11 protein-coding genes, 3 tRNA genes and 2 pseudogenes are annotated in these 16070 nt (G+C 72.7%); 8 read left to right on the plus strand and 8 right to left on the minus strand.

From position 1 onward, the window contains the following. Positions 1-36 precede the first annotated feature (36 nt). Together AC6CKD_RS13790 and AC6CKD_RS13795 are read right to left on the minus strand one after the other, a co-directional pair. Entirely contained in the window at positions 37-1386 is a 1350-nt protein-coding gene (locus tag AC6CKD_RS13790) for a deoxyguanosinetriphosphate triphosphohydrolase (protein WP_498327466.1), read from the minus strand. A gap of 76 nt (positions 1387-1462) precedes the next feature. Beyond that, positions 1463-2388, minus strand: a pseudogene (locus AC6CKD_RS13795) (sirohydrochlorin chelatase). Positions 2389-2824: 436 nt separating this feature from the next. Here AC6CKD_RS13795 and AC6CKD_RS13800 point away from each other — a divergent pair. From AC6CKD_RS13800 to AC6CKD_RS13810, 3 genes are all read left to right on the plus strand, one after another. Continuing rightward, positions 2825-3439 carry a SanA/YdcF family protein gene (locus AC6CKD_RS13800; protein WP_498327584.1) on the plus strand — a complete coding sequence of 205 codons (615 nt, stop codon included), beginning with the start codon at positions 2825-2827 and terminating at the stop codon, positions 3437-3439. 45 nt (positions 3440-3484) lie between these two features. Continuing rightward, complete coding sequence (locus AC6CKD_RS13805; RefSeq protein WP_498327468.1) at positions 3485-4276, plus strand: glucose 1-dehydrogenase; 792 nt, start codon at positions 3485-3487, stop codon at positions 4274-4276. Between the two features lie 206 nt (positions 4277-4482). Next, positions 4483-6606 (plus strand): molybdopterin oxidoreductase family protein, encoded by a 2124-nt coding sequence (locus tag AC6CKD_RS13810; protein ID WP_498327469.1) that lies wholly within the window; start codon positions 4483-4485, stop codon positions 6604-6606. A gap of 13 nt (positions 6607-6619) precedes the next feature. Here the strand turns inward: AC6CKD_RS13810 and AC6CKD_RS13815 are convergent, their stop codons facing one another. Then, entirely contained in the window at positions 6620-7255 is a 636-nt protein-coding gene (locus AC6CKD_RS13815) for a hypothetical protein (RefSeq protein WP_498327470.1), read from the minus strand. Between the two features lie 213 nt (positions 7256-7468). Here AC6CKD_RS13815 and AC6CKD_RS13820 point away from each other — a divergent pair, with 213 nt between their 5' ends. Then, the gene (locus AC6CKD_RS13820; protein WP_498327472.1) at positions 7469-8617 is read left to right on the plus strand and encodes an RNA polymerase sigma factor; all 1149 of its coding nucleotides are present in this window, start codon (positions 7469-7471) and stop codon (positions 8615-8617) included. Between the two features lie 107 nt (positions 8618-8724). Here AC6CKD_RS13820 and AC6CKD_RS13825 read toward each other — a convergent pair whose 3' ends face one another. Together AC6CKD_RS13825 and AC6CKD_RS13830 are read right to left on the minus strand one after the other, a co-directional pair. Next, entirely contained in the window at positions 8725-10650 is a 1926-nt protein-coding gene (locus tag AC6CKD_RS13825; protein ID WP_498327473.1) for an ABC transporter ATP-binding protein, read from the minus strand. Beyond that, entirely contained in the window at positions 10647-12380 is a 1734-nt protein-coding gene (locus AC6CKD_RS13830; RefSeq protein ID WP_498327474.1) for an ABC transporter ATP-binding protein, read from the minus strand. The genes AC6CKD_RS13825 and AC6CKD_RS13830 overlap by 4 nt, the downstream gene beginning before the upstream one ends. Before the next feature lie 217 nt (positions 12381-12597). Here AC6CKD_RS13830 and AC6CKD_RS13835 point away from each other — a divergent pair, with 217 nt between their 5' ends. Beyond that, positions 12598-12963: a cupin domain-containing protein gene (locus AC6CKD_RS13835; RefSeq protein WP_498327476.1), complete on the plus strand. Its 366-nt coding sequence runs from the start codon at positions 12598-12600 to the stop codon at positions 12961-12963. 31 nt (positions 12964-12994) lie between these two features. On the opposite strand, the gene AC6CKD_RS13840 is transcribed toward AC6CKD_RS13835, so the two are convergent. Together AC6CKD_RS13840 and AC6CKD_RS13845 are read right to left on the minus strand one after the other, a co-directional pair. Then, positions 12995-14434, minus strand: a complete 1440-nt coding sequence (locus AC6CKD_RS13840; RefSeq protein ID WP_498327478.1) for an FGGY family carbohydrate kinase — start codon at positions 14432-14434, stop codon at positions 12995-12997. Between the two features lie 148 nt (positions 14435-14582). Continuing rightward, positions 14583-14891 carry a YtxH domain-containing protein gene (locus tag AC6CKD_RS13845; RefSeq protein ID WP_478688469.1) on the minus strand — a complete coding sequence of 103 codons (309 nt, stop codon included), beginning with the start codon at positions 14889-14891 and terminating at the stop codon, positions 14583-14585. Between the two features lie 146 nt (positions 14892-15037). Between AC6CKD_RS13845 and AC6CKD_RS13850 the strand changes: the two genes are divergently transcribed. The 3 genes from AC6CKD_RS13850 to AC6CKD_RS13860 all read left to right on the plus strand — a co-directional run bounded on the left by AC6CKD_RS13850 (position 15038) and on the right by AC6CKD_RS13860 (position 15454). Then, positions 15038-15110: transfer RNA gene (locus AC6CKD_RS13850), tRNA-Asn, on the plus strand. A 5-nt stretch (positions 15111-15115) separates the two neighbouring features. Further along, positions 15116-15188, plus strand: a tRNA-Asn gene (locus tag AC6CKD_RS13855). Positions 15189-15377: 189 nt separating this feature from the next. Next, positions 15378-15454: transfer RNA gene (locus tag AC6CKD_RS13860), tRNA-Ile, on the plus strand. Between the two features lie 119 nt (positions 15455-15573). Here the strand turns inward: AC6CKD_RS13860 and AC6CKD_RS13865 are convergent. Then, positions 15574-15948: pseudogene (locus AC6CKD_RS13865) on the minus strand (trypsin-like peptidase domain-containing protein); the annotation flags it as partial. Positions 15949-16070 lie beyond the last annotated feature (122 nt).

Genomic DNA, 16070 nt, shown 5'->3' on the forward strand with positions numbered 1-16070 from the left:
GAGCCTGCCGCGTGAAGGGGGAGTGGCCCGATCGGCTCACCCTTCGGCGCGTCGCGTGCGCTGGGTGAGGCGGGCGTGCAGGGAGCGCGCGGAGGCGTCCGTGAGGGCCGCGATCTGGTCCACGACCGCCCGCTTCCTGGCCCGGTCGTCCGGGGCCTCGTCGAAGATCGCACGGAACTGCGGGTCCAGACCCTCGGGCGCGCGGGCGCTGACGGCCTCCGCGAGCTCCGCCAGGACGATGCGCTGATCGGCGCGGATCCGCTCCTGCTCGTCGCGCTGCATGACGTACAGGTCCGCCACCGCCTTCAGCACCGCGCACTCGTTGCGGGCCTCGCGCGGCACCACCAGCTCCGCCGCGTACCGGGTCAGCCGGCCGGTCCCGTACGCCTGCCGGGTGGCGCCCTCGGCGGCCAGGCAGAAGCGGCCGATCAACTGGCTGGTCGCGTCCTTCAGCCGGGCCTGGGCCAGGGCCGAGCCGTCGTAACCGTGCGGCCACCACTCCTGCTCCATCAGCCGGTCCAGGGCCTCGCGGAGCTCCTCCGGCTCGGTGTCGGAGGGCACGTACCGGCCGATCGCCACCCGCCAGATCTCGGTGCGCTCGGGCTCGGCGAAGAGCAGGTTCGGGTCGAGGTGGCCGGCGTGCAGGCCGTCCTCGAAGTCGTGGACGGAGTACGCCACGTCGTCCGACCAGTCCATGACCTGCGCCTCGAAGCACTTGCGGTCCGCGGGCGCGCCGCGGCGCAGCCATGCGAAGACCGGCAGGTCGTCGTCGTAGGCGCCGAACTTCACCGAGCCCGGGTCGGTGGGGTGGTCCCCGCGCGCCCAGGGGTACTTGGTGGCGGCGTCCAGGCAGGCCCGGGTGAGGTTGAGCCCGACGCTGACCAGGGTGCCGGTCTGCGGATCGGGGACGAACCGCTTGGGCTCCAGCCGGGTCAGCAGGCGCAGCGACTGGGCGTTGCCCTCGAAGCCGCCGCAGTCCTTGGCGAACTCGTTGAGCGCCTCCTCGCCGTTGTGGCCGAAGGGCGGGTGCCCCATGTCGTGGGACAGGCAGGCGGCTTCGACCAGATCGGGATCGCACCCGAGCGCGGCGCCGAGCTCGCGGCCGACCTGGGCGCATTCGAGGGAGTGCGTCAGCCGTGTACGAGGACTCGCGTCCCAGTCGTACGAACGCGACCCCGGGGTCACCACCTGGGTCTTCCCGGCGAGCCGGCGCAGGGCGCCGGAGTGCAGCACGCGGGCGCGGTCGCGCTGGAAGGCGGTCCGCCCGGGACGTTTGTCGGGCTCGGTGTCCCAGCGCTCGGTATCGGCGGGATCGTATCCGGCCGGCTCGCCGGACAGGCCGAGGTCGGGTCGGACAGGTGCGGTGGTGCCTTCCATGCCTTCCATGGCCCAAACGGTAACCGCACGAGCCGACGAGGCGGGTCAAGGGCAGCGAACCGAGCAAGGGGGAACAACAAGCCCGTTACGCGGTGGCCAGTTCGAGCGGCCGGCCCGGTCCTACGGGCACCGCGAGCGCGGCCGCGGCTTCGTCGTAGCGCTGGAGCACCAGCCGGGCCAGCGCCGGATGGGCGCCCAGCGGGGCGGCGGCCGGACCCGGCGCGGCGGCGGCGCTCGCGGCGGCGAAGCGGCCCGGGGCGGTGAAGTAGGAGGCGACCGCGACCCGGTGGAGCCCCCGCGCGGCCAGGGCCCGTACGGCGCCGGGCACTCCGGGCCCGGCGCCCGAGGCGTAGGCCGCCACCACGGGCACCCCGCCGAGCCGTTCCGAGAGGAGGCCGGCGGTGGCCCGCACATCGGTGGCGGAGTCGGGGTCGCGGGACCCGGCGGCGGCCAGCACCACCGCCGACCCGGCGCTCCAGCCGGCCTCCACGAGCCGGTCGTACAGAGCCTCGACGAGCAGCGGATGCGGGCCGAGCGGGGCGGCGACGCGGGTCCGCAGGTGCCCGGCGCGGGCGGCGGCGGCCGGCAGGTCCCGCTTGACGTGGGTGCCGCGGCCGAGCAGCAGCGGCACCAGGACGGCGGCTCCGGCGGCCCGTTCGAGGGTGTGGTCCAGCAGCGGGTGGTTCAGCTCGATGTGACCGAGCCGGACGTCGAGGCGGGGGCGGAGCTCACGGACCCGCTCGAGCAGGGCTTCGACGGTGTGGAGGGCGCGCGGATCGCGGCTGCCGTGGGCCACGGCGACGAGGGCGGGCTGCTGCATGGCGGGACTCCTGCGTGGTGTCGGGGGCGCAGACCGCTGAGCTGCGTACCGAGCTGGGAGGTGATCCGGGTCAGCAGCTCCGCCGTGGTCGCGGGCGGAAGCGGCGGAAGCGGCGGAAACGGCGGGAGGGGCGGGAGCAGCGGGGGCGGGGGGAGGGGAAGGGACTCGGGAGGGTGCGCCGGCTCCGTCATGAACCGATCCTGCGCGCGGCAGGTTGCCGGTGCGTTGCGCGGGCGTGACGGGTGTTTTCCACCTGCTCACAGCGGGGTGGCCGGCGGTGGTGGGGCGGGGGTGCTTCCCGTGCGGCCGATCGGCCGCCGACCGCGGCCGCCGCGAGCCGGGTCGGTAGGGGTCGGGTGGCTCGGTCGGTCGGGTGGCTCGGTGGGGCACGGTGGCGACCGTGGGAGCCGGCCGGGAAACCGCCGGGACCGTACACGCGTCCGTAGACGACAGGACCGCGAGCAGCGGAACTGCCGACAGCGGAGCCGGCAACAGGAGCACGGGGGGATCGCATTGAGGCGCGCAGCGGTACGAGGTCTGCCGGCGGCGGTACGAGACCGGCTGAAGGCCGTGCGCATCCGGCCGCCGCGTACCGTACGGGCCCGGCGGCGGGCGGTGCGGGTGGTGATGGCGGTCTGCGTGCTGGCCCTGCTGCCCTCGGCGTGGACGCACGCGTCCGCCGGGCCCCGGCTGCGGACCACCGCCGACGCGCCCGCCGCCGAGGTGGCCGTGGTCTTCGGCGCCGGGCTGTGGAACGGCCGGCCCACCCCGTACCTCGCGCGGCGCCTCGACGCCGCCGTCGAGCTCTACCGCGCGGGCAAGGTCAAGGTCGTCCTGGTCACCGGTGACAACAGCCGGACCGACTACGACGAGCCCGACGCGATGCGCGCGTACCTGACGGGCCGCGGGGTGCCCGACTCCCGGGTCGTCAGCGACTACGCCGGCTTCGACTCGTGGGACTCCTGCGTCCGGGCCCGGGAGGTCTTCGGCGTGCACCGGGCGGTACTGATCAGCCAGGGCTTCCACATCCGCCGGGCCGTCGCGCTGTGCCGGGCCGCGGGCGTGGACTCGTACGGGGTCGGGGTGTCCGACGTGCACGACGCGACCTGGTACTACGGCGGGGCCCGCGAGGTCTTCGCGGCGGGCAAGGCGGCGCTGGACGCGGTGTTCGAGCCGGAGCCGCGGTTCCTGGGTCCGAAGGAGGAGGGGGTGTCCCGGGCGCTGGCCTCTCTGGCAGACTGACGCCGCGATCGGTGTATGCCGATTAGTCATATACCGATCTGTCTCATGCGTCAGGGGTGTGGAACCGTGGCTGTTGTGGATCTGAGCGGCAAGGTCGTCGTGATCACCGGTGGGGCCCGCGGCCTCGGCGCGGCGGCCGCGCAGGCCGTCGTCGACGGCGGCGGCAAGGTGCTGATCACCGACGTCCTGGAGGCCGAGGGCGCCGAGACGGCGGCCGAGCTCGGCGACGCGGCGCGCTTCCTGCGCCACGACGTCACCAGCGAAGCCGACTGGGACGCGGCCCTCGCCTTCGCCCTCGCCGAGTTCGGCCGCATCGACGGGCTGGTCAACAACGCCGGCATCTCCGCCGGCCAGTTCCTGGAGCACGAGAGCGTCGAGCACTTCCGCAAGGTCGTCGAGATCAACCTGGTCGGCGTCTTCATCGGCATCAAGGCCGCGATCCCGCTGATGCGGGAGAACGGCGGCGGCTCCATCGTCAACATCTCCTCCGCGGCCGGCCTCACCGGACTCGCCCTGACCGCCGGGTACGGAGCCTCCAAGTGGGGCGTGCGCGGACTGTCGAAGATCGGCGCGGTGGAGCTCGCGGAATCCCGGATCCGGGTCAACTCCGTGCACCCCGGCATGACGCTCACCCCGATGACGGCCCCGATCGGCATCCAGGCGGGCGAGGGCAACTACCCCGGCGCCCCCCTCGGCCGCGTCGGCCTTCCCGAGGAGATCGCCGCCGCCGTCGCCTTCCTCCTCTCGGACGCCGCGGGCTACGTGACGGGCGCCGAGCTCGCGGTCGACGGCGGATGGACGGCCGGCCTCACGGTGAAGTACCTGACGGGGCAGTGAGCCGGGCTCCCGGGCGGGGCGTGCTCGTCCTCGACGCCGTCGACGTCCTCGACGTCCTCGACGGCCGGATCGTGTACGTCGAGATCCTCGCCGCCCCCCGGTGCGCGGGGCCTCACCGGAGCCCCCGGGGCGCGCTGAGGCGGAGCACGCGGAGATGTAACGGGAGGCGGCGGCCCGCGTAACACCGCCGACGCACGCTGGGCTCCATGCACACGCCGGACGCCGCCACCGCTGCCACCGCCACGCACTGCCCGTACTGCGCGCTGCAGTGCGGGATGAACCTCCGCCCCGAACCGGGCGGGGCGGGCGGCGTGGTCGTGGAGGAGCGGGCGGACTTTCCCGTGAACCGGGGCGCGCTGTGCGGCAAGGGCCGCACCGCCCCCGCCGTGCTCTCCTCCCGGGTGCGCCTCACCGAGCCGCTCGTCCGCACCCACGCCGGGCGGCTGGAGCCGGCCACCTGGGAGGAGGCCCTCGACGCCGTCGCCGAGGGCCTCGCCCGCACGCGGCGGTCGTACGGGGCCGACGCGGTCGGGGTGTTCGGCGGAGGCGGGCTGACCAACGAGAAGGCGTACGCCCTCGGGAAGTTCGCCCGCATCGCGCTGGGGACCTCGCAGATCGACTACAACGGCCGGTTCTGCATGTCTTCGGCCGCCGCCGCGCACCAGCGGGCCTTCGGGCTCGACCGGGGGCTGCCCTTCCCGCTGGAGGACATCCCCCGGACCGGCTGCGTCATCCTCGTCGGTTCCAACCCCGCCGACACCATGCCGCCCGCCCTGCGCTTCTTCCGGGAACTCCGCGAGAACGGCGGCACGCTGATCGTGGTGGACCCGCGCCGCACGCGCACCGCCGAACAGGCCGACCTGCACCTGGCCCCCCGCCCCGGCACGGACCTGGCGCTGGCGCTCGGCCTGCTGCACCTCGTGGTGGCGGGCGGGCACACCGACGAGGAGTTCATCGCCGAGCGCACCACGGGCTGGGAGGAGGCCCGGGCCGGTGCGATGGTGCACTGGCCGGAGCTGGTGGAGCGCATCACGGGCGTGCCCGTGCCGAAGCTCCGCGAGGCGGTGGCGATGTTCTGCGCCCCCGCCTCCGCGATGGTGCTCACCGCACGCGGCCCCGAACAGCAGTCCAAGGGCACCGACACCGTCGGAGCCTGGATCAACCTCTGCCTCGCCACCGGCCGGGCCGGCCGCCCGCTCTCCGGCTACGGCTGCCTCACCGGCCAGGGCAACGGCCAGGGCGGCCGCGAGCACGGCCAGAAGGCCGACCAGCTCCCCGGCTACCGCAAGCTGACCGACCCCGCGGCGCGCGCCCACGTCGCCGGCGTCTGGGGCGTCGACCCCGACACCCTCCCCGGCCCGGGCCGCAGCGCGTACGAACTCCTCGACGCACTCGGCTCCGACGTCAAGGCCCTCCTCCTGATGGGCTCCAACCCGGTGGTCTCGGCCCCCCGCGCCGCCCACGTGGAGGAGCGCATCCGCTCCCTGGACTTCCTGGCCGTCGCCGACGTGGTCCTGTCCGAGACGGCGGCCCTGGCCGACGTGGTCCTCCCGGTCACCCAGTGGGCGGAGGAGACCGGCACCACCACCAACCTGGAGGGCCGCGTCCTGCTCCGGCGCCGGGCCCTGACCCCGCCGCCGGGTGTCCGCTCGGACCTGGAGGTCCTGCACGGCCTGGCCGCCCGGCTGGGCATGCCGAAGGCCTTCCCGACCGACGCCGAGGAGGTCTTCGAGGAGCTGCGCCGCGCCTCGGCGGGCGGCCCGGCGGACTACTCGGGCATCACCTACGCCCGCATCGCGGCGGAACAGGGCGTCTTCTGGCCCTGCCCCTCTTCGACGCGGTCGGCGGAGCCCGGCTCCGCCGCCGAGCCCCACCCCGGCACCCCGCGCCTCTTCCTGGACCGCTTCGCCACCGAGGACGGCCGCGCCCGCTTCGTGGCCGTCACCCACCGCGACGCCGCCGAGGTACCGGACGCCGAGTACCCGCTGCTCCTCACCACCGGCCGGGTGGTCGCCCAGTACCAGTCGGGCGCGCAGACCCGCCGGGTGGACGAGCTCAACGAAGCCGCCCCCGGCCCCTTCGTGGAACTCCACCCCCGCCTCGCCGCCCGCATCGGCGCGGTCGACGGAGCCCCCCTCGCGGTCACCTCACGCCGCGGCCGCGCGGTGGCCCCGGCCCGCATCACGGACACCATCCGCGCGGACACCGTCTTCATGCCCTTCCACTGGCCGGGCGAGGGCCGTGCCAACACCCTGACCAACCCCGCGCTGGACCCGGTCTCCCGGATGCCGGAGTTCAAGGTCTGCGCGGTCCGGGTGGAGCCCGCCTAGGCATCGGCCCGCCTCAGGGCGCGATCCGGTCCACCTTGATCACCTTGCACGTGACCTCGTCCACCGTCAGCTGGGCGAGAGCTACGGCCTCCACTTCCGCCCGCTGCCCGGGAGCCAGGCCGTTGCTGATGCCCGCGCCTTCCGCCAGCCGGGTCCCGGTGGGGCCGAGGAACTCGACGCTGGCGATGTACGTGCTGGTCCGCTCGCCGCTGTTGGTGATGGTCAGCCGCGCGGAAGGCCAGCGCGTGGTGGGGTCCACCACGCACGAGTCGATCTCCACGTCGTGGACGGGCCCGCGGTCGGGTTCGGTCCGCGGCTCGGGCACCCGAGAGGTCTCGGGCCCCCGGGAGGTGGGGACCCGGGACGGAGGCGCCTGCGACCGGGACGCCTGCGACCGGGACGCCACGGTGACCGGTGTCGCGGCCGGGGAAGTCTCCCCGTCCCGGTCCTTCGTACCGGTGCCGCCCGGATTGACGGTGGTGAGCAGCAGACTGGTCAGGGCCGTCACGATCAGTGCGGCGAGCAGTCCGACGACCAGGATCAGCGCGGTCCTGCGTCGCTTCGGGGGAGCGGGCGGGGGCCTCAGGGGCCCGGCCGGCGGGTGGCTGTCCCGCGGATGCCACCCAGGAGGCGGGTTCGAGTGCGGCACGGACACCTCCAGGGGGCTGGACCGGTGATCGTGCTGTTCAGCATCGCACCCGTCCGGCTCCGCCACCCGTCGGAGCCGGGGAGCCCGCTCTCCCCGTACATGCGTCCGATCCGCATCGGGGTTCCGGTCCGGGGGTAACCATGGGTCACGCACCGGACCCAGAAAGTGGTCGCACGCCCCTCGTGGCAGCGATGTGTCGTACCCCACACTGAGGTGCGGTGCACCCGTCCTCGGAGCCCTGTGGAGGTCGCCCCCGTGCAGACCCAGAGCTTGACCGTCACCGTCAGCCCGCCCGCCGGAGCGCCCGCGGCCGAAGAGCCCGAGCCGGAGGCGGAAGCCGACGCCATGCACGAGGAGGAGGCCGAAGAGGCCGAGGAGCCGGAGGGTCCGGAGCTGCTGGAGAAGGTGCCCACGCCGCGCAAGCGCCCGGCGGAAGGCTCCGGCGGAGCGGGACCGTCCGCCGACCTCTTCCGGCAGTACCTGCGCGAGATAGGCAGGATCCCGCTGCTCACCGCCGTCGAGGAGGTCGAACTCGCGCGGCGCGTGGAAGCGGGCCTGTTCGCGGAGGAGAAGCTCGGCAGCGGAGCCGCGCTCGATCTGCAGCTCACGCTCGACCTCGACAAGCTCGTCGTCATGGGCCGCATGGCCAAACGCCGCCTCATCGAGTCGAACCTGCGGCTCGTCGTCTCCGTGGCCAAGCGCTACGTCGGCCGCGGACTCACCATGCTCGACCTGGTGCAGGAGGGGAACCTCGGACTGATCCGCGCCGTCGAGAAGTTCGACTACGCCCGCGGCTACAAGTTCTCCACCTACGCCACCTGGTGGATCCGCCAGGCCATGTCCCGGGCCCTGGCCGACCAGGCCCGCACCATCCGGGTCCCCGTCCACGTGGTCGAACTGATCAACCGCGTCGTACGCGTCCAGCGCCGCATGCTCCAGGAGCGGGGCTACGAACCCACCGCCGAAGAGGTCGCCGTCCACCTGGAGTTGACCCCCGAGCGGGTCCTGGAGGTGCTGCGCCTCGCGCAGGAACCGATCTCGCTGCACGCGCCGGTGGGCGAGGAGGACGACGTCGCGCTCGGCGACCTCATCGAGGACGGCGACGCCGCCTCACCGGTCGAATCGGCCGCGTTCTTCCTGCTCCGCGAGCACCTGGAAGCGGTGCTCTCCACCCTCGGGGAGCGGGAGCGCAAAGTCGTCCAGCTCCGCTACGGCCTCGCCGACGGGCGGCCGCGCACCCTGGAGGAGATCGGGCGGATCTTCGGGGTGACCCGTGAGCGGATCCGGCAGATCGAGTCCAAGACCCTCAACAAACTGCGCGACCACGCCTTCGCGGACCAGCTGCGCGGCTACCTGGACTGACGCGCGTGCGGACCGACGGAAAAGGGGGCGCCCCGAAGGGCGCCCCTCCCGTACGGCCGCACGGGTACGGCGCGGCCGCACGGCCGCACCGGTACGGCCCTGGTCGACTAGTCGACCTCGGCCACCGCCTGCGCGAACTGCGCCGCGTACAGCCGCGCGTACGCGCCGCCCGAGAGCAGCAGCTCCTCGTGCGTGCCCTGTTCCACGATCGAGCCGCTCTCCATCACCAGGATCAGGTCCGCGTCGCGGATCGTGGACAGCCGGTGCGCGATCACGAAGGACGTACGGCCGTGCGCGAGGCGCGCCATCGCCTTCTGGATCAGCACCTCGGTACGGGTGTCCACCGAGCTCGTCGCCTCGTCGAGCACCAGGATCACCGGGTCGGACAGGAACGCCCGCGCGATGGTGATGAGTTGCTTCTCGCCCGCGCTGACGCCGGCGCCCTCGTCGTCCAGCACCGTGTCGTAGCCCTCGGGCAGGGTACGGATGAACCGGTCGGCGTGGGCGGCCCGCGCGGCCTCCTCGACCTCGGCGCGCGTGACCTCGCGGGTGGCGCCGTAGGCGATGTTCTCCGCGATGGTGCCGCCGAACAGCCAGGTGTCCTGGAGCACCATGCCGATGCCGCCGCGCAGTTCCTCGCGGGTCATCTTCGCGATGTCCGTCCCGTCGAGGGCGATCTCCCCGCCCGTGACCTCGTAGAACCGCATCAGCAGGTTGACCAGCGTGGTCTTGCCGGCGCCGGTCGGGCCGACGATCGCGACCGTCTGCCCGGGGTCCACGCTCAGCGAGAGGTTCTCGATCAGCGGCTTGTCCGGTTCGTAGCGGAAGGCGACCTTGTCGAAGGTGACCTGGCCGCGCAGGGTCTCCGGGCGCTCCGGAACGTCCGCGTCACGCTCCTGCTCCGGCGCGTCCAGCAGCTCGTAGACCCGCTCCGCGGAGGCGACGCCGGACTGCACCAGGTTCGCCATGGAGGCGACCTGCGTGAGCGGCATCGAGAACTGGCGCGTGTACTGGATGAAGGCCTGGACGTCACCGATCGACAGGGTGCCCGAGGCCACCCGCAGACCGCCGACCACCGCGACGAGCACGTAGTTGATGTTCGAGATGAACAGCATCACCGGCTGCATGATCCCGCTGACCAGCTGCGCCTTGAAGGAGGCCCGGTACAGCGCCTCGTTCTGCTCGGCGAACAGGTCCGCGGACTCCTTCTGCCGGCCGAAGACCTTGACCAGCGTGTGGCCCGAGTACATCTCCTCGACGTGCGCGTTCAGGGCGCCGGTGGACTTCCACTGCGCCACGAACTGCGGCTGCGACTTCTTGCCGATCTTCGCGGCCACGTACGCGGACACCGGGATGGTCACCAGGGCGACCAGCGCCAGCAGCGGCGAGATCCAGAACATCATCGCCAGCACGCCGATGATCGTCAGGATCGAGTTGAGCAGCTGCCCCATCGTCTGCTGGATCGTCTGCCCGATGTTGTCGATGTCGTTCGTGGCCCGGCTGAGCACCTCGCCGCGCTTCTGCTGGTCGAAGTACGACAGCGGCAGCCGCGACAGCTTCGCCTGGAGCTCCTCGCGCATCCGGTACACGGTGCCGTTCATGATGTGGTTCGACAGCCGGGTGGCGACCAGCATCAGCAGACCGGCGACCGTGAAGACGGCCAGCGCCCACAGCGCCACCGTCCCGACCGCGCCGAAGTCGATGCTCTTGCCCGGGGTGAAGTCGGTGCCGGACAGCATGTCCGCCATCCCGCCCTGCCCCTTGGCGCGCATCTGGTCCAGCGCCTGCTGCTTGGTGAGGCCCGGATCCATGTCCCGGCCGACGATCCCCGCGAAGACCAGGTCGGTGGCCTCACCGAGGATCTTCGGTCCGGTCACCGACGCGGCGACGCTGCCGACGACCGCGAGGACCATGCCCCACAGCTTGGCCCGGTCGCGCGCCAGCGCGGCCAGCAGCCGCTTGCCCGAGCCCTTGAAGTCCATGGACCGCGTGGTCGGCGGTCCCGTCATCATCCGTCCTCCGGGCCCGCTCACGCCGCCTCCGCTTCCGTCAGCTGGGAGAGCACGATCTCCCGGTAGGTCTCATTGCCGGCCATCAGCTCGTGGTGGCGCCCCTCGCCCACCACCTGCCCCTCGTCGAGCACGATGATCCGGTCCGCGTCGCGGATCGTGGAGACCCGCTGCGCGACGATGACCACGGTCGCCTCCTCCGTCTCGCGGGCGAGCGCGGAGCGCAGCGCCGCGTCCGTGGCGTAGTCCAGGGCCGAGAAGGAGTCGTCGAACAGGTAGATCTCCGGGCGTTGCACGAGCGTGCGCGCGATCGCGAGCCGCTGGCGCTGGCCGCCGGAGACGTTGGTGCCGCCCTGGGTGACGGGCGCGTCGAGCCCGCCCTCCAGCTCGGACACGAAGCCCTTGGCCTGCGCGACCTCCAGGGCGTGCCAGAGCTCCTCGTCGGTGGCGTCGGGGCGCCCGTAGCGCAGGTTGCTGGCGACCGTCCCGGAGAAGAGGTACGGCTTCTGCGGCACCATGCCGACGGTCCTGGCGAGCAGGTCCGGGTCGAGGCGCCGTACGTCCTCGCCGTCGACGAGCACGTCGCCGCCGGTCGCGTCGAACAGCCGGGGGATCAGCCCCAGCAGCGTCGACTTGCCGCTGCCGGTGGAGCCGATCACCGCGGTGGTCTCGCCGGGTCGGGCCACCAGGTCGACCCCGCGCAGCACCGGGGCTTCGGCACCCGGGTAGCGGAAGTCGGCGCCGCGCAGTTCCAGGCGGCCGCGCTGGTGCAGCTCGCGGACCGGGTCGGCGGGCGGGACCACGCTGGAGGCGGTGTCCAGGACCTCCTGGACGCGCTCGGCGCAGACCTCGGCGCGCGGCACCATCATGAACATGAAGGTGGCCATCATCACGGACATGACGATCTGCATCAGGTAGGCGAGGAAGGCCGTCAGCTGGCCGATCTCCATCCCGCCGGCGTCGATGCGCATCGCGCCGAACCAGACGACGGCGACGCTGGAGATGTTCACGACCACGATCACGGTCGGGAACATCAGCGCCAGCAGCTTGCCGGCCGCCAGCGAGACGCCGGTGAGGTCGGCGTTGGCCTCACGGAAGCGTTCCTTCTCGTAGTCGTCGCGGATGAAGGCGCGGATCACCCGGTTGCCGGTGATCTGCTCGCGCAGGACCCGGTTGACCGTGTCCAGCCGGGCCTGCATCGCACGGAACAGCGGGCGGGTCTTCAGCACGATCGCGCCGACGGACAGGCCGAGGATCGGGACCACGGCGAGCAGGACGCCCGACAGCTTCACGTCCAGCGAGAGCGCCATGAAGATGCCGCCGACGCACATGATCGGCGCGGAGACCATAAGGGTGAAGGTCATCAGCACGAGCATCTGGATCTGCTGCACGTCGTTCGTCGTACGGGTGATCAGCGACGGGGCGCCGAACTGGCCGAGCTCCCGCGCGGAGAAGCTCTGCACGCGGTCGAAGACGTCGGCCCGGACGTCCCGGCCGAAGGCCGCGGCGGTGCGGGCCCCGTAGTAGACGGCGCCGACGTTGCAGACGAGCTGGACCAGCGAGACGCCGAGCATCAGCGCGCCGAAGCGCAGGATGTAGCCGGTGTCGCCGTTCACGACACCGTTGTCAATGATGTCGGCGTTCAGCGTGGGCAGGTAGAGGCTCGCGCTGGTCTGCAGCAGTTGCAGCAGGACCAGCACGGCGATCGGTTTCCGGTACGTACCCAGGTGGGTCCGCAGAAGTCGTATGAGCACGCGCAGGCTCCGGTCGGCATGATCGAGGGGGTTCGCTCCATCTTCGGCCAACCGGCGGCCCGAACCCCACCGGTTTTCGCAAAGCCCGGTCAAAAGGAGTACGCGCCCTCCCCCGCGAGCCCTGGTCCCCGGCCCCCGCCGGCCGCGCCGACCGGGGGCTCCGGGAGGAGCATGGAAGACGGGGGAACTCTCGGGACGGAACGGCCGTGGAGGAACCATGACGGGAACCACACGGGAGCAGACGCCCATCGCCCTCGAGGGCAACGGTGCCGAGCTGCGCCTGCAGGAGATCGGCGGGGGCTTCACCGTCGCGTTCGGACGCTTCGCCAAGGGTGTGGACATGACCCCGGCGTTCAAGGGGCTGCCGGACGACCTGTGCACGTGCCCGCACTTCGCCTACGTGCTCAAGGGCAAGCTCCAGATGCACACGAAGGACGGCGACGAGGTCTACTCCGCCGGGGAGGCCTGCTACTGGTCGCCGGGACACGCTCCGGTGGCCCTGGAGGACACCGAGTACCTCGACTTCTCGCCGACCGAGGAGTTCCAGCGGGTGATCGAGCACGTGAAGGCGCAGCTGGGCTGACTCCGGCGCCGGGCCCGGGAACGCCGGGGATCTAGAAGGCCCCCGGGTGGATCTGGTCCCGGGTCGCGATGTACTGCTGGCGCACGCCCTGCCAGGCGGGGTACTCCTCATCCGGCTCGAACAGCTGCGCCGCGGGCGCCGGCCACACCGGCGGGGTGTTCGAGGCCGCGCCGCCCTGCGCCAGGCCGAGCGCCCACGCGGCCTGCCGGGCCGCGCCCAGGGCCGCGTAGTCCGCCGGCGCCGGTACGAGGACCTGCGTACCGAACAGCCCCGGCGCGAAGGCCTGTACGGCCGGCAGCTCGGCGGCGGCGCCGAGCAGGAACACCCGGCGGATCTCCACGCCGCGGCTGCGCAGCACGTCGAGCGCGTCCACCAGCCCGCACAGCATGCCCTCGAAGGCGGCCCGCGCGAGGTGCTCCGGCTTCATGGAGTCCCGGCGCAGCCCCGACAGGGTCCCGGCGGCGTGCGGCAGGTTCGGCGTCCGCTCACCCTCCAGGTACGGCAGGAGTACGAGTCCGTGCGCGCCCGGTGTCGACTTCAGCGCGAGCTCGCTCAGCCCCTCCAGATCGGTGCCCAGCAGTTCGGCGGTGCCGCGCAGGGCCCGTACGGCGTTCAGCGTGTTCACCACCGGCAGGTGCAGCCCGGCGGCGTCGGCGAGGGAGGTGATCAGCCCGCCCGGCTCCGACAGCGCCTCGTGGTGCACCGCCATCACCGATCCGGACGCGCCCAGCGAGACCACGGCGTCGCCGGGTCCCATGCCCAGCCCGAGCGCGGCCGCCATGGTCTCGCCGGTGCCGGCGGAGATCAGCAGCCCCTCGGGCGTGGTCCCGGCGGCTTCGGCCGGGCCGAGCACCTCGGGCAGCAGCGCCCGGTGCCCCAGCGCGAGCTCGACGAGGTCGGGGCGGTAGGCGCCGGTGGCCGCCGACCAGTAGCCGGTGCCGGAGGCGCCGCCGCGGTCGGTGGTCCGCCGGGCCGGGCGGCCCAGCAGCTGCCACACCAGCCAGTCGTGCGGGGACATCAGCACGGCCACCCGCCGGGCAGCCTCGGGCTCGGTCCGGGCCAGCCAGGCGAGCTTCGCGACGGGCTGCGCCGCATGGGGGACGGAGCCGACGGCCTCGGCCCAGGCCTGGCGGCCGCCGAAGGACTCGATCAGCTCGGCGGCGGCGACCTGGCCGCGCTTGTCGTTGCCGATCAGGGCGGGACGGACGAGGTTGCCCTGTGCGTCCAGCGGCAGCAGCCCGTGCTGCTGCGCGGACACGCCGATGGCCTGCACCCCTTCGAGGAGCCCGCCGCCGGCGGCCTCGCCGAGCGAGAGCAGCCAGGCCTGCGGATCGGTCTCGTGCGGCACCGCCTCGCCGGTGGGCTGCGGATGAGGGGCGTACCCCTGGCGCAGCACGGCGCCCGTCTCGGTGTCACAGACGACGATGCGTGTGAACGTGGAAGAGCTGTCCAGCCCGGCGACTATCCCCATACGGAGGATTCTGCCGCACGCGGGGACGGGCTCGACCGCCCGGCGTGCGCGGGACCGGGCCGGTGCCTCCAGCGGGAGCCCGCGCACGGTACCGGGCGAGGGCCCCGCGCGGGGGCCCTCGCTCCGGTCCGGTCCGGGTCCGGTCCGGTCAGGTGTTGCTGGTGCCCCAGTCGTCCTCGCCGGCACCACCGCCGCCGACCCGTGCCCGCAGGCCCCGTACCCGCCCGGCGAGGGCGTCCGGCACCGCGTCGCCCACCTTGTCGCTCACCGCGGCGAAAGCCTTGCCCGCGAACTCCCGGCCGCTCTGACCAGCGCTCTCGGCGGCGTTGCGGACCGCGGGGTTCTGCGCGAACTCGCGCGCGGACTTCTTCAACTGTTCATACCGCTCGCGTCCGGCCCGGGTCCCGAGCACGTACCCGAGGGCCAGCCCGACCGCGAACGTGACCTTGTACCGCATGCCTGTCACCCTTCGTCGTGTGGTGCCCGGCCCGCTGGCGATACCGATTGGCGGAGCACCCCCCTGCTTGCGCTAATCTATGACTCACAACGGGCGCTCGCCCCCTGGCCAAGGCCGGAGGTGGGCTGTTCGGTGCAACGCAGCAATCCCCTGTAGCTCAATTGGCAGAGCAGCCGACTGTTAATCGGCAGGTTACTGGTTCGAGTCCAGTCGGGGGAGCGCGGTCCCCTGTAGCTCAATTGGCAGAGCAGCCGACTGTTAATCGGCAGGTTACTGGTTCGAGTCCAGTCGGGGGAGCAAGAAGGAACGAGGACCCCGTGTGGGTCCTTTTTCTTTTTTTCTACCCTCCGCGCGCAACCGGGCAGGGCCCGGCGCGGTCTCTCTGGGCAGCCGAAACCGATCATGCGAGGCATCCGAGGCAGGAGATCGTATGAGCGGCTATGCTGCGGCAGACGGCGCGCACACATGTACGCGCCACGCCGTGAAGGGGCGGTAGCTCAGCCGGTTAGAGCAGCGGACTCATAATCCGTCGGCCGTGGGTTCGAGTCCCACCCGCCCCACCACGGCAGGTCAGAAGAAACCTTCTGACCTGCGGGCACCCGGTCCTCGTCCGCCCACGCGGGGCGGCCCCGTCCCGGACCGCGACCCGGGACAGCTGGAGCCAGCCCTCGCTCGTACCTCCGGTGAACCGGCCCCGGAACCAGGTCTCACCGGGCTCGCCGCCCGTGAAACCCACCGCGAGCGCCCCGTGTTCCAGGATGCCTCCGGGATCGGCCATGGGCAGCAGCTCCACCCCGCTGACCGGCTCGGCAGGCCGCAGCAGGGCGATGTCACCCGCGCGGCCCGTGCGTATGGGCACCCAGCTCTCGACCACCGCCGGCCACTGCTGTGGCCCTTCGCGGCCGGCACGGCGCTCGTCAAGCGGAAGGTCAACCGTGACCGAGGCCCCGGTGAGGTCCTCCTCCCGGGGCCGCCCAGCAGCGTCCGACACCACGTGAGCACAGGTCAGTACCAGATCCGGAGCCAGGAGGAAGCCCGCGCCCCCCCACGTTCCCATCGTTTCCCCTGACGCGGGCGGTCACCTCCGCCAGTGCCGCGTCGGGACTCCGGGACCCTGTTCGGACTTCCCCCGCCATGCTGCTCGCCCCCGCCGCGTCGACCTTGCTGAGCCTGATGGTT

This window comes from Streptomyces sp. GQ60, assembly GCF_059758875.1.

Bases quoted from the DNA above. Each gene is read 5' to 3' on its own strand.
- AC6CKD_RS13810 (WP_498327469.1), top strand. From the start codon at position 4,483: ATGCACACGCCGGACGCCGCCACCGCTGCCACCGCCACGCACTGCCCG.
- AC6CKD_RS13840 (WP_498327478.1), bottom strand. From the start codon at position 14,434: ATGGGGATAGTCGCCGGGCTGGACAGCTCTTCCACGTTCACACGCATC.
- AC6CKD_RS13800 (WP_498327584.1), top strand. From the start codon at position 2,825: ATGGCGGTCTGCGTGCTGGCCCTGCTGCCCTCGGCGTGGACGCACGCG.
- AC6CKD_RS13835 (WP_498327476.1), top strand. From the start codon at position 12,598: ATGACGGGAACCACACGGGAGCAGACGCCCATCGCCCTCGAGGGCAAC.
- AC6CKD_RS13805 (WP_498327468.1), top strand. From the start codon at position 3,485: ATGCGTCAGGGGTGTGGAACCGTGGCTGTTGTGGATCTGAGCGGCAAG.
- AC6CKD_RS13845 (WP_478688469.1), bottom strand. From the start codon at position 14,891: ATGCGGTACAAGGTCACGTTCGCGGTCGGGCTGGCCCTCGGGTACGTG.
- AC6CKD_RS13790 (WP_498327466.1), bottom strand. From the start codon at position 1,386: ATGGAAGGCATGGAAGGCACCACCGCACCTGTCCGACCCGACCTCGGC.